This window comes from Mucilaginibacter gynuensis (assembly GCF_039541195.1).
In the GTDB taxonomy this organism is placed as follows: Bacteria; Bacteroidota; Bacteroidia; order Sphingobacteriales; family Sphingobacteriaceae; genus Mucilaginibacter; species Mucilaginibacter gynuensis.
Map to the genome: position 1 here is coordinate 391,690 of NZ_BAABFT010000002.1, position 12,555 is coordinate 404,244.

Here is a 12,555-nt window from a genome sequence, read left to right on the forward strand (position 1 = left end):
TCTTAATTATAGAATTAGAATTATTGCTGATATCCAAATCCTGGAAAAGATGCAAAAGTTTTATAAAATGATCCAGCATACGCCATTCCATCATAACTGAATGATTGTTCTGAAACAACTCTATTGGTAAGATAAGCAGGCGTATATGAGCTAACTCCTGCAGGTATTGTTACATAATAATAAGTATTTGTAATTGTTGGTGGGGAGCCAAAACTATCCGGGTATGTGCCGGTTTGTTCAATAACATTGACGTTTAGCGGTGTTGTTAAGATTTTAGGAACGGTTCTGTTCGTATTATCATAAATATAAAAATGCACACTTGCTTCTGCATGAGAGTATGTTGCATCACCATAACTTAATTCTGGTATAATTTGCATTATTGCCTTTACATAATATGGAGGATTATAAATATAATTTAACGCATTAATATCACCAGTAGTTAAATATTGTCTCTGAGAATCCCATGTTGTTCCATCTAAACGAGTCATTTGCGGAGTTGTGCTTCCATTTTTTGCAGCATCAGAGGAGAAAGATGGATATAGCATTATTGAATAAAAATCAAATGAGCCATGTGGAACACCTGTATTAACTATATCGTATTGAGGCTTCCAATCATCGTTAATATTCCCATAATTTACATTTATATATGTGCCCCTATCGCTACGAGCTTGCTCATGATACATACCTAAAGAGTGGCAAATTTCATGTACTACTGTTCCATAACTAATACTGTTTGCCAATTTAATTTCTTGCCTGTTACCGATCATACCTAAAGCAGATGACCCGGCGCCTTGGGAAGGATTTCCGACAAAATCTATGTAATTATTTTGATTAGTTCTTGTCACAAATATAATTCCAACAGTATTATGAATATAATTGATAGCGTCAAGAATTGCCTGATTATTAATAGAATTGCTGATTTTATAATAAACAGTTTTGTTCGGCCATAATTTTAAGAGGTCATTAATATAAACCGCTTGGGTTACCAATCCACCTTGCTTACTTTTGCTTTTAAAATAGTTAAACTGCTCCCTTGTAAGCACTACATCTCCACCAATAATATATTCACCATTAATCTTTTCAACATGCATGGTCGTACCATCTTTCATTTCTAAAGTAATGGTTTCACGATCACTCTTCGTTTCTGTTTTTGAAAGATTTGTTAATGTTGAATCCTTTTTACAGCCATTAACTAATAGCGCAGTTAAAAGCACCAGCGACGATAGAACCCGTCTGATTTTTGTTTTCATTATGATAAAGTTTAAGTTATTACTCTAAGATAAATAAAAACAATCAACTGAGAAAATTAAATTTAACTTTTTAACCAATGAAAAACCCGGTCGAAATGGCCGGGTTTTTCATTAGATATGGTTTGGGTTTGGTATTAGTTAAATATATACCTAACGCCAAACTGTACTTGCCAGCGTGAAAACTGACCTGCATCTATTTGGTAAGTATTAGTGTATGGTACAAGATTCCTTGCGTCCTGATATGGAACTGAGAAAGTCGGTTTGCCTTCAGCGTTTTTACCTTTGTAAGATAACGGCTGGTTAGCACCTGAAACCAAAACACGATATAATCCCCAGTTTTTGTTAAGGAAGTTACCTACGTTGATCATGTTGGCACTTAACTGGATAGTATTACGTTTACCATGAACATTTACAAAGAAATCTTGAGTAAAGTTCAAGTTAACTTGCTTGTAGTAAGGCAATAAACCACCATTACGTTCCGCTACTTTACCGCGATTTGCTGACAAGTAGCTGTCTTGATTGATAAAGTTATTCAGTTGAGCCCAAAGTTGAGCTGGTGTACGTGTATCAGTAGCAGCATCAGGTACCAAAACGACATCATTGATATCTTTAGGAATATACATTAAATCGTTACCACTTAAACCATCGTTGTTCATATCGTTACGATAAGTATATGAGTAAGCAGCGCCGAATGTTGCAGTGTTGTTATTTGGAGCAACCTCAAATGTCATACCTACCGAAGTAGCGTAGTTTTTAGCATATTCTTTACGATAAGCAACTGCCAAAATTACACGGTTAGGCTGGTAAAAGTTAGTAAAGCCTAATTCATCAGCATTTGGATCTCCTGAAACAGGACGATCTCTCCAGATTGATTGGGCGATAGAACCACCATCGTTTACTGATTTAGCTTTGCTGTAAGTATATGCAGCACTTGCATAAAAACCGCTTGTAAACGTTTTTTGCAATTGACCGGTAATAAAGTATGAATAACCTTTGCTGGTGTTCTTCATCAAAATAGCGTCGCTGATGTTAGGCTCGGCAAGTGAAGTACCTTTACTGTTGATGCGTGAAGCATTATACCTGATTCTGTTATCAGAACCCTCGAAAGCAACACCGTCAGACGGCAAGTTGATATTTTGGTGATAAACTGCATTGATATCCTTTGAATATAATGCTTCTAATGTACCAATTACACCGAAAGGTAATTTTTGGTCAACCGCAGCGTTAACACGGAATATTTGCGGGTACTTAAAGTTTTTATCAGTAACGGCAACGTTATATGCTGTGTTGGCCGCTGCATTTGCCGGACGGTTCTTATTCACGTCGGGATTAAATACTAAGCGTGGATCGTTAGCCGCATTAGCTTGGCTTAAATCGATAGAACCGAACTGCACACCGTTATTTGATGCCTGGTTAGAGATATACACGAAAGGAACCTGACCTGTGAAGATACCGGCACCACCACGTAATTGAGTTGTATGATCGCCATAAACGTCATAATTTAAACCCACTCTTGGTGAAAGCAATATTTTAGTGCCCGGCAATTGAGACACATCAATATGCTGACCATCACGGAAAGAAAGATTAGCTAAATCCTGATTTTTATCAAGTTTAGTTGGGAAGTAAGGCATATCCGCTCTTAAACCGTAAGTTAAACGGAAACGATCATTAACCTGGAATTTATCCTGAGCATATAATGAAAATGTATACGCTTTAATTATAGCAAAAGGAAAAGAACCATCAGGCAAAGCCGAATAACGTAATTGGTAACGGGTTGCGTTCGCTACGCCACCAGTATTTCCATCGTTAGCAGAAGCATAAAAATCCTCTAAGCTATTAAAGTTATAGTTACCGTAATAAGTTGGTGCAAAACCGTTCAGGAATTTATTGTATTGGTTGCTGGTACCGATAGTAATTTCGTGTTTACCTGAGTAAATAGTGAAATCATCAGCAAACTGCCATGTATCAGTATTTAACTGATTGAAAGCGGTAAATGGTTCATAACCAAATGTTGTTAAAGTAACACTTGTAGCAGGTTGATTTAAACCCACGGCATTACCAATATCAACTAACGGAAATAACGAACCGCCCAAAGAAGCACGGAAATCTCTAAGTGCTGAATAACCTAATGTAGCTTTATTAGCGTATTTGCTACCAATACGAGTATTTAATTCAACAATACCTATATTAAAGTTATTGTTAATTTGATAACCAGAACCTTTGAAAGGTAAGGTAGTAGCATTTGGCTGACGGGTACCGCTTGAACCACCAATTGAACCAGAATTACTTGCAGGCAACTCTCTTGACGATTTCAGATAAAAATACTTAGCACTCAATGTATTATTAGCGTCAATATTCCAATCTAACTTGGCAGTAATTTTATCACTCTGAGTTTTATAAGTATAATTTTCGTATGGTCCCGGATCATATTTATAGGTACCAATCAAAAAATTTCTCAACTTATCAAGCTGAGCAGCTTGAGCCTGAGAAACATTACCACCTGGTGTTGCACCATCTCTTGAGGCAACAAATGAGGTTGCAGGCTGCTCGAAACGCTCTTGCTCTCCGTTTAAGAAAAAGAAAAGTTTGTTTTTTACAATTGGCCCGCCTACTGCGATACCGCGGTTATTAAAAGTAAACGTTGGTTTTACAACTTCAGTATTACCTGCTTTTAAGCCGTATACTTTTGGTGTACGGAAATAGTAGTAAGCCGAACCTTTAACTTCGTTAGTACCTGATTTGGTTACCGTATTAACACCTGCGCCGGTGAAAAAACCCTGACGAACGTCAAAAGGCGCAATATCAACCTGAACCTGCTCAACCGCATCTAAAGAAATTGGCTGTGAGTTGGTTTGACCACCCAAAGTACCTGATAAACCAAAAGAGTTGTTTAATAAAGCACCGTCAACAGTTACGTTGTTGTAGCTTGAGCTACGACCACCAAATGAGTTACCGTTTGCAGACGGGGTTAACTTGGTGAAATCCTGTAACGACCTGTTGATAGTTGGCAACCTGTCAATTTGCGCGCGAGTAATAGTTTCGCGGGCACCGGTACGGTTGTTATTGATAATTTTGTTTTGGGTACCTGTTACCTGTACCTCTTTTAACGCTACGGTGTTATCGCTTAAAGTGGCGTTAAGCTTGTAATCTTCACCTAATGTAAGGCTGATGTCGCCCTGGGTAAATTCGGCATAACCTATAAAGGTAACTTTAATTGTGTAAGGCCCGCCTACACGTAAGTTGGGTAAGTTATACCTACCATCAGCACGGGTGGCTGTGCTGTATTTTGTACCTGTTGGTACGTGTGTGGCAACGACAGTTGCTCCGGGAACAGTTTGCTGCTTAGAATCCACGATAGTACCACTCATTGATGAGGTGGTAATACCTTGCGAGAAAGATGTGGTGGATCCAAAAACAATAAATGCTATTACCGACAAGATTTGTAGTAAATGTTTTTTCATTTTTTTTGTTTTTGTCAATTAATTTTCTGCAAAAATATATAAAACTATTTGGCACTATATTAAGTTAATGTTAATTATTCCTGTGAATTTTTCAACATTTTACACTAAACGATATAATTATTGTCATAATATGATTAAAACCATATTATATTGACATTTTGAACCGATTTTACTTTTGGTATAATAATTTTCCTGTAATAATTTCGGGGGCACAGGTATCTGATTTTATCATTTCAGCCCTTTTACTTAGCTTTGGCACACAAATTCAAAAAACTCATTAATAAAATATGAACTACGATGTAATTGTTATAGGGTCGGGCCCGGGTGGTTATGTTGCCGCTATACGTGCTTCCCAATTAGGTTTAAAAACTGCAGTAGTTGAAAAAGAATCGCTGGGTGGTATTTGCCTTAACTGGGGTTGTATACCTACCAAAGCCTTATTAAAAAGCGCGCAGGTGTTTGAATATATAAACCATGCTGCCGATTACGGCATTAAGGTTAACGGTACCGGTGAGGTTGATTTTGAAAGCGTTGTTAAAAGGAGCCGCGGCGTTGCCGATGGTATGAGCAAAGGCGTTCAGTTCCTGATGAAGAAGAACAAAATTGATGTACTTGTTGGTTTTGGTAAATTAAAAGGTAAAGGCACTGTTGAGGTTAAAGCCGCGGACGGTACCACTGCCGACCATACCGCCAAACATATTATATTAGCTACAGGCGGTCGCTCGCGCGAGTTGCCTAACCTTAAACAGGATGGCAAAAAAGTTATCGGCTACCGTCAGGCCATGGTGTTGCCTAAACAGCCAAAATCATTAGTGGTTGTAGGTAGCGGCGCTATCGGTATAGAGTTCGCTTACTTCTACAAATCATTAGGTACACAGGTTACCGTTGTTGAGTTTTTACCAAACATCGTTCCGCTGGAAGATGAAGAAGTATCAAAAGGACTGGAGCGTATCCTTAAAAAACAAGGTATCAATATCATGACCAACGCCAACGTTGAATCAGTTGATACTACAGGCGATATCTGTAAAGTGAACGTTAAAACCGCTAAAGGTGTTGAAGTACTTGAGGCAGAGATCGTGCTTTCTGCCGTAGGTATCACTACCAACCTTGAAGGTATTGGCCTGGAAGAAGCCGGTGTAAAAACCGATAAAGGTAAAGTACTGGTTGACGATTTTTACCGCACCAACGTTGAAGGCGTTTACGCCATCGGCGATATCGTTAAAGGTCAGGCGCTGGCTCACGTAGCCTCTGCCGAAGGAATCATCTGCGTTGAAAAAATTGCAGGCGAACACCCTGAGCCTTTAGATTATAACAACATACCGGGCTGTACTTACTGCTCACCTGAAATCGCGTCGGTAGGTTATACCGAAAAAGCGGCTAAAGAAGCAGGTTACGAAGTTAAAGTAGGTAAATTCCCATTCTCAGCATCGGGTAAGGCAAGTGCCGCGGGCGCTAAAGATGGTTTTGTGAAACTGATATTCGATGCCAAATACGGCGAATTTTTGGGCGCGCACATGCTGGGCTTTAACGTTACAGAAATGATTGCCGAAGTAGTAACAGCACGCAAGCTGGAAGCTACCGGCCATGAGATCATTAAATCGGTACACCCTCACCCTACTATGAGCGAGGCTGTAATGGAAGCTGCCGCTGCCGCTTACGACGAAGTGATCCACTTATAATAAAACTTCAGAAGTAAAAATTCAAAAGTTAAAAACGTAACGAAATTCTTTCACGGAATATTCGGTTTTTGACTTTTGAATTTTTACTTTTGATTTATACCGCTACGCCTATTATGAACCTTTACACTATTGATACAGGGCTTTTTAAACTGGATGGCGGTGCTATGTTCGGGGTGGTGCCTAAAACAATATGGAACAAAACCAACCCTGCCGACGATAAGAACCTGTGTACATGGGCTATGCGTTGCCTGCTTATTGAAGATGGCAACCGCCTGATACTGGTTGATACCGGCATAGGCAACAAGCAGGACGAAAAATTCTACAGCCATTATTACCTGCATGGCGACGATACCCTCGACAAATCATTAGCTGCAAAAGGCTTTCACCGCGACGATATTACCGACGTTTTTTTAACCCACTTGCATTTCGACCATGTTGGCGGTGCTGTTGAGCGTGTTAACGGCGATCTTTTGCCTGCGTTTAAGAACGCCACTTATTGGAGCAACGAACAGCATTGGGACTGGGCCGTAAACCCTAACGACCGCGAGAAAGCCTCCTTCCTGAAAGAGAATATATTGCCTTTGCAGGAAAGCGGGCAACTGAAATTTATACCCGCCCAGGATGGCGTACAATTTAGCGAAGGATTTAACATACGTTTCGCTTATGGACATACTGATGCCATGATGCTGCCATTATTGGATTACAAGGGCCGAAAAGTACTTTACATGGCCGATATGCTGCCCTCTGTAGGGCATTTGCCTATGGCGTATGTAATGGCTTATGATATGTTCCCGCTGAAAACACTTACTGAAAAAAAAGCAATTTTGACCGAAGCGCTCGATAATAATTATATTTTATATTTTGAGCATGATGCAATAAACGAATGTTGTACCTTGCAGCTAACCGAAAAAGGTATCAGGGCAGGCGATATTTTTAAAATAAACGAATTGTAGCAAAATTGATATACAATTTTGATGTAAATATGTATAAATTACTGCATATTACAGAACAAAATTGTACCTTTGCACGTTCAATTCTAAAACATAGAATCGAGGTTAATAAAATAGATGAGACAACTCAAGATAACACAATCCATTACCAATCGTGAATCGCAATCACTGGATAAATATCTTCACGAAATTGGTAAAGTTGACCTAATAACTGCCGAAGAAGAAGTAATACTTGCACAAAAAATACGGGAAGGTGACCAGGCCGCGCTTGAACGCCTAACCAAAACCAACTTACGTTTCGTTGTATCAGTTGCCAAGCAATACCAAAATCAGGGTTTAACACTGGGCGACCTTATTAACGAGGGTAACCTCGGCCTGATCAAAGCTGCCAAGCGTTTTGATGAAACAAAAGGTTTCAAATTCATATCTTACGCTGTTTGGTGGATCCGCCAGTCGATATTACAAGCTATCGCCGAGCAATCGCGTATAGTACGTTTACCTTTAAACCAGGTAGGCTCATTAAGCAAAATAAGCAAAGCCTTCTCAAAATTAGAGCAGGAATACGAACGTGAGCCATCTCCGGAAGAGCTTGCAGATATACTGGAAACTACAGTAGATAAAATATCTGACACCTTAAGCAACTCGGGCCGCCACGTATCAATGGACGCGCCGTTTGTACAGGGTGAAGAAAATACATTATTGGATGTATTGGAAAACCACGAACCAAATACCGACTCGATACTGATCAACGAATCATTATCAGAGGAGATCAAACGTTCGTTATCAACCTTAACAGAACGCGAACGCGAAATCATCGTATTGTTCTTTGGTTTGGGTACCAACCATCCGCTATCGTTAGAGGAGATTGGCGAAAAATTCAACCTTACCCGCGAGCGTGTAAGACAAATTAAAGATAAGGCGTTGCAGAGATTGCGTCATACGTCGAGGAGCAAGATCCTCAAATCATATTTAGGTTAACAACCGAAAGCCTCTCCAACATTGGAGAGGCTTTTTTGTTTAATACCTATGCATCCCTCCCAATACGAACACCTCACCCCTGCCCAAGCCGTAGCTTATCAGCAACAATTACGCGGTCAAATACAAATCAACACGCTTGATAAACCCATAACCACCATAGGCGGAGCCGACATCTCGTTTAATAAATACTCTGAAATTGTATATGCAGGCATTGTACTGTTCAGTTATCCCGATCTGAAGCTTATCGGCAATGCTACCGCCATCAGCCGTACCTCATTTCCATATATATCGGGCCTGCTGGCCTTTCGTGAAGTACCGGCCTTGCTGGATGCCTGGGATAAACTCGAAGTTAAACCAGACGTATTGGTACTCGACGGGCAAGGCATAGCGCATGAACGCCGCCTGGGTATCGCTACACATTTCGGTTTGGTTACCGGTGCTACAACCATAGGCAGCGCCAAAAGCAGGCTGTACGGCAAATACGAAGAACCTGCCAACGTACCTTTCGCTCAAAGCCCTATGTATGATAAAGATGAGCTGATCGGTATAGCCATGCGTACCAAACGAAACTGCAATCCCATTTATATTTCGCCGGGGCACAATATCAATATGCAACAAAGCGTTGAGGTGATTAAAAATTGCATACGCGGTTACCGCATTCCCGAACCTACCCGGCAGGCCCATTTGCTGGTTAATAAGGTGCGCATAGCCGATGGCGACAACCCAAACACACAATATGACCTTTTTACCTGATAATCATTTTATTAAATGAACAGATTATTCACCCTTATCTGTCATTTTTATAAACCAATTGCTTTCATCAATATCCTTTTTACAGGCCTAAGCATTTATGCCTTTATTAAAAACGGTGTTGAACATTTGAGTATCCCTTCAATACTTAAATTATTCAGTTATACAGTGGTTGTAGGTTATCAGTATTTCTTTTCGGCTAAAAGCTATTTCTACTTTCGTAACGCAGGTTATAGTGTACGCTCGTTGTATGTCAGGGTTTTCGTACTCGATTTTGCAGCTTTCTTAGTTTTAATTATTGGCACCTATTTCATATTATGGAAGCACTAAACCTGAAGGTTGACAGCGTACACCTCGAATTTGATGGCCGCAAAATATTGCAGGACATCTACTTAAATTGCAGTAAAGGCGAAGTGCTGGGCATATTGGGGCGCAACGGCTGCGGAAAATCATCGTTATTGAAGATCATCTTCGGCACCCTGGCCTGCACGCATAAGTACGTGAGTATAAATGATGATTATATAGTTAAAGGGTATCATAATAACCGCATCGCTTACCTGCCACAACATAATTACCTGCCCGGCACTATCCGTATAGATAGGCTGGCTAAAATGCTGGTTGATGAGGTGTATTGGGCCGATTTCAGTAGTCACCCTATTTACCAGCAACATCAGTTAAAAATGGCACCGCAGCTTTCAGGAGGCGAGTTAAGACAACTGGAAACCCTGATGATCATTTACAGCAAGGCCGATTTTATTTTACTCGATGAGCCCTTCACTCATATTTCGCCCATACAGGCCGAAGAGTTTAAGCACATCATCAGGAACTGCGCTAAAACCAAGGGCATTGTTATTACAGATCACCAGTATTACAACGTACTTGATGTAAGCGACAGGATCATCCTCATCAGCAATGGCAGTACAAAGCCCATCCACCAACCTGCCGACCTCATCGCTTACGGCTACGTGAACCACATAAATTAATTTAGCAATAACTGTAACATACACGTTTCATAAGCCGTCTATTAGGTAAGTACAACCTTACCATGCGCAACTTGTATATATATGTTATTATTTTACTGCTATCAGCGGGCATTCGGCAGAGTACTTACGCGATGGACGGTAAAATTGGCGGCATATATTTTCCACAGGCGTATGATGATCCCGACCCTGATCCGCAAGGTGATTTTAAAACCCTCGTAATACCCATAAAACGTGCAGGCAACCTAATTATAGTGGAGGCAAAGGTTGATAGTGTGGCAGGCAACTTTGTGCTGGATACCGGCGCGCCTCATTTGGTACTTAACGCCACTTACTTCAGGGATATGCCCCCTATCATGAACCAGGAATCGGGCGGTATTAATGGTGAGGTGTCTAATACCTTCACTACCGAGGTCACCAATTTTTCCATCTTCGATTTATATTACAAACGGCTAAAGGCCGATGTCACCGATCTGTCGGCAATAGAGAATGGCCGTAACATTAAAATACTGGGGCTGCTGGGCACACGCCTGTTCTCTAAATTTGCTATCACGGTAGATGTGATACAGAATGTAATGTACATCCACAAACTGGATGAAGACGGCTTTATACCTGCTTCAGAACTCATCTATCACAACCCTTTCCTCAAAACAACGTTCAAGTTAATGAACGATGTAATATTTTTAAAAGGCAGCGTAAACAAAAACACTACCTGGTTCGCGTTTGATACCGGTGCCGAAACAAACCTTTTGGATTATCGGCGGTCTAAAAAAATATTGCCTGTGATGGAGGTACAAAGTACATCAACACTTACCGGCGTTGGCGGCAGTACTTTCCAGGTGCTTACAGCTAAGTTTGATAACTTGATAATTGGCGACCAGGCTTTTATGAAGAACCGGGTAATGGTTACCAACCTCGATAATATTGGCAAGGCCTACGGGCATTCGGTTGATGGGATACTGGGGTACGACTTTTTTATCCGCGGAATATTTACCATCAATTTTGTGAAAAAGGAATTTGAAATGTATACTTACAAATAATGAGGGTATGGCGGCTGATATTATTGGTATTCGCGTTGCTTTTAAGCGATGTAATTGCGTACGCCCAAAACCGTAATAACCTGATTGCTGCCAAAGACGAGTTTATTTTACTGATAGATCTCCGCTCCTCAAAAGCCGAAATGGACACCATACTTAAAAGGGCGGGCATGCCGGGTTTAAGTGCCTCAAAAATACAAAAAGGCGATTTTTACCATATATACAAAGAAGGCTGGAAAATGATACAGAACAATGGCAAGGTTGTTCAGTTCAAGAAACCCATCACCATTAACCACGACAATGCCCCTTCAAAACCATTTTTGATCACTACCGATCTTATTAAAACAGAAGGCATTCCCGGCTATCCCGGCGAGGTGAGTTATGGCGTAAACAAATTTAGCCGTGTTACGGTTGATGAATTACCATCGGGTATTACCCGTTTCTTTTTACCAGGCAATACTGATGCACGCAAGGTGATGCTTTCGGGAAGTTTTAATACCTGGAGCCTCACCAAAACCAGCATGCTCAAAACCGACAGCGGCTGGATCAGCGACGTTAAACTGCAACCGGGCATATACGCCTACAAATTTATAGTAAACGGCCGCTGGATGAGCGATAAGTACAACCTGCTGCACGAAGAGGATGGCTATAACGGAACAAACTCTATTTACTACAGGTATAATTACACTTTTCAGCTGGCGGGCTATAACAACGCTAAAAAGGTGAGTGTAGCAGGTAGTTTTAATAAATGGAATGCTAATGAAATTCCGCTTGTTAAAAACGGTAAAAGCTGGCGGGCGGAGATCTACCTCAACGACGGCATGTTCACCTATCGTTTTATGGTTGACGGCAACTGGATAACCGACCCGGCCAATACTAAAAAAGTAACAGACGAAAAGGGCGTAGCCACATCCGTGATTAATCTCGGGGAAACCATCAACTTTAGTTTAAAGGGCTATGCCGATGCAAAAAAGGTATGTGTTGCAGGCAGCTTTAACGGTTGGAAGCCCAACCAATTATTTTTAAAGCGTGTTAATAACGAATGGGTATTGCCCGTAACCATGGCTGCCGGCAACTATCAATACAAATTTATAGCAGATAATAAGTGGATAACCGACCCCTCCAACAACTGCTATGCGGTTAGTGACGGCATTACCAATTCATTTATATCGGTAGGTGCTAACCATACTTTCAGGTTAAAAGGATACAATAACGCGCAAACAGTAAGGATTGCAGGCGATTTTAACAATTGGGACCCGGAACAATATACCATGGGCCGCAAAGGCGACGAATGGGTGATCAGCATGCGGTTTAAGCCGGGCAAACACCACTACAAATACATTGTTGACGGCAACTGGATAATTGACCCCGGCAACAAACTTTGGGAACCCAACCAGCAAGGCACCAACAACTCCATTATATGGGTTGATAAGTAACCCCCCGGCCCCCTGAAGGGGAGCAAATATAATA

General features: G+C 40.9%; 10 protein-coding genes. 8 read left to right on the forward strand and 2 right to left on the reverse strand.

Annotated features, from left to right (window positions below):
• Window positions 1-20 precede the first annotated feature (20 nt).
• Both ABD894_RS04930 and ABD894_RS04935 read right to left on the reverse strand, forming a co-directional pair.
• Complete coding sequence (locus tag ABD894_RS04930; protein ID WP_345209878.1) at window positions 21-1,250, reverse strand: M12 family metallopeptidase; 1,230 nt, start codon at window positions 1,248-1,250, stop codon at window positions 21-23.
• Window positions 1,251-1,384: 134 nt separating this feature from the next.
• Window positions 1,385-4,711: a TonB-dependent receptor gene (locus ABD894_RS04935; protein ID WP_345209879.1), complete on the reverse strand. Its 3,327-nt coding sequence runs from the start codon at window positions 4,709-4,711 to the stop codon at window positions 1,385-1,387.
• A gap of 287 nt (window positions 4,712-4,998) precedes the next feature.
• Here ABD894_RS04935 and lpdA point away from each other — a divergent pair, with 287 nt between their 5' ends.
• The 8 genes from lpdA (at window position 4,999) to ABD894_RS04975 (ending at window position 12,521) form a co-directional block, all read left to right on the forward strand.
• Window positions 4,999-6,390: a dihydrolipoyl dehydrogenase gene (gene lpdA, locus ABD894_RS04940; RefSeq protein WP_345209880.1), complete on the forward strand. Its 1,392-nt coding sequence runs from the start codon at window positions 4,999-5,001 to the stop codon at window positions 6,388-6,390.
• 113 nt (window positions 6,391-6,503) lie between these two features.
• On the forward strand, window positions 6,504-7,343 hold the full coding sequence (locus ABD894_RS04945) for an MBL fold metallo-hydrolase (protein WP_345209881.1): 840 nt from the start codon (window positions 6,504-6,506) through the stop codon (window positions 7,341-7,343).
• A gap of 114 nt (window positions 7,344-7,457) precedes the next feature.
• Window positions 7,458-8,318, forward strand: a complete 861-nt coding sequence (locus tag ABD894_RS04950; RefSeq protein WP_114004714.1) for a sigma-70 family RNA polymerase sigma factor — start codon at window positions 7,458-7,460, stop codon at window positions 8,316-8,318.
• A gap of 48 nt (window positions 8,319-8,366) precedes the next feature.
• On the forward strand, window positions 8,367-9,071 hold the full coding sequence (gene nfi / locus ABD894_RS04955; protein ID WP_345209882.1) for a deoxyribonuclease V: 705 nt from the start codon (window positions 8,367-8,369) through the stop codon (window positions 9,069-9,071).
• Between the two features lie 15 nt (window positions 9,072-9,086).
• Complete coding sequence (locus ABD894_RS04960; protein WP_345209883.1) at window positions 9,087-9,398, forward strand: hypothetical protein; 312 nt, start codon at window positions 9,087-9,089, stop codon at window positions 9,396-9,398.
• Window positions 9,386-10,051: an ATP-binding cassette domain-containing protein gene (locus ABD894_RS04965; RefSeq protein WP_345209884.1), complete on the forward strand. Its 666-nt coding sequence runs from the start codon at window positions 9,386-9,388 to the stop codon at window positions 10,049-10,051. The genes ABD894_RS04960 and ABD894_RS04965 overlap by 13 nt, the downstream gene beginning before the upstream one ends.
• Before the next feature lie 62 nt (window positions 10,052-10,113).
• Window positions 10,114-11,088: an aspartyl protease family protein gene (locus ABD894_RS04970; protein ID WP_345209885.1), complete on the forward strand. Its 975-nt coding sequence runs from the start codon at window positions 10,114-10,116 to the stop codon at window positions 11,086-11,088.
• A complete protein-coding gene (locus ABD894_RS04975; protein WP_345209886.1) occupies window positions 11,088-12,521 on the forward strand; it encodes a glycogen-binding domain-containing protein in 1,434 nt (477 codons plus the stop codon). The genes ABD894_RS04970 and ABD894_RS04975 overlap by 1 nt, the downstream gene beginning before the upstream one ends.
• Window positions 12,522-12,555 lie beyond the last annotated feature (34 nt).

Bases quoted from the DNA above. Each gene is read 5' to 3' on its own strand.
- ABD894_RS04930 (WP_345209878.1), bottom strand. From the start codon at position 1,250: ATGAAAACAAAAATCAGACGGGTTCTATCGTCGCTGGTGCTTTTAACT.
- ABD894_RS04935 (WP_345209879.1), bottom strand. From the start codon at position 4,711: ATGAAAAAACATTTACTACAAATCTTGTCGGTAATAGCATTTATTGTT.
- lpdA (WP_345209880.1), top strand. From the start codon at position 4,999: ATGAACTACGATGTAATTGTTATAGGGTCGGGCCCGGGTGGTTATGTT.
- ABD894_RS04945 (WP_345209881.1), top strand. From the start codon at position 6,504: ATGAACCTTTACACTATTGATACAGGGCTTTTTAAACTGGATGGCGGT.
- ABD894_RS04950 (WP_114004714.1), top strand. From the start codon at position 7,458: ATGAGACAACTCAAGATAACACAATCCATTACCAATCGTGAATCGCAA.
- nfi (WP_345209882.1), top strand. From the start codon at position 8,367: ATGCATCCCTCCCAATACGAACACCTCACCCCTGCCCAAGCCGTAGCT.
- ABD894_RS04960 (WP_345209883.1), top strand. From the start codon at position 9,087: ATGAACAGATTATTCACCCTTATCTGTCATTTTTATAAACCAATTGCT.
- ABD894_RS04965 (WP_345209884.1), top strand. From the start codon at position 9,386: ATGGAAGCACTAAACCTGAAGGTTGACAGCGTACACCTCGAATTTGAT.
- ABD894_RS04970 (WP_345209885.1), top strand. From the start codon at position 10,114: ATGCGCAACTTGTATATATATGTTATTATTTTACTGCTATCAGCGGGC.
- ABD894_RS04975 (WP_345209886.1), top strand. From the start codon at position 11,088: ATGAGGGTATGGCGGCTGATATTATTGGTATTCGCGTTGCTTTTAAGC.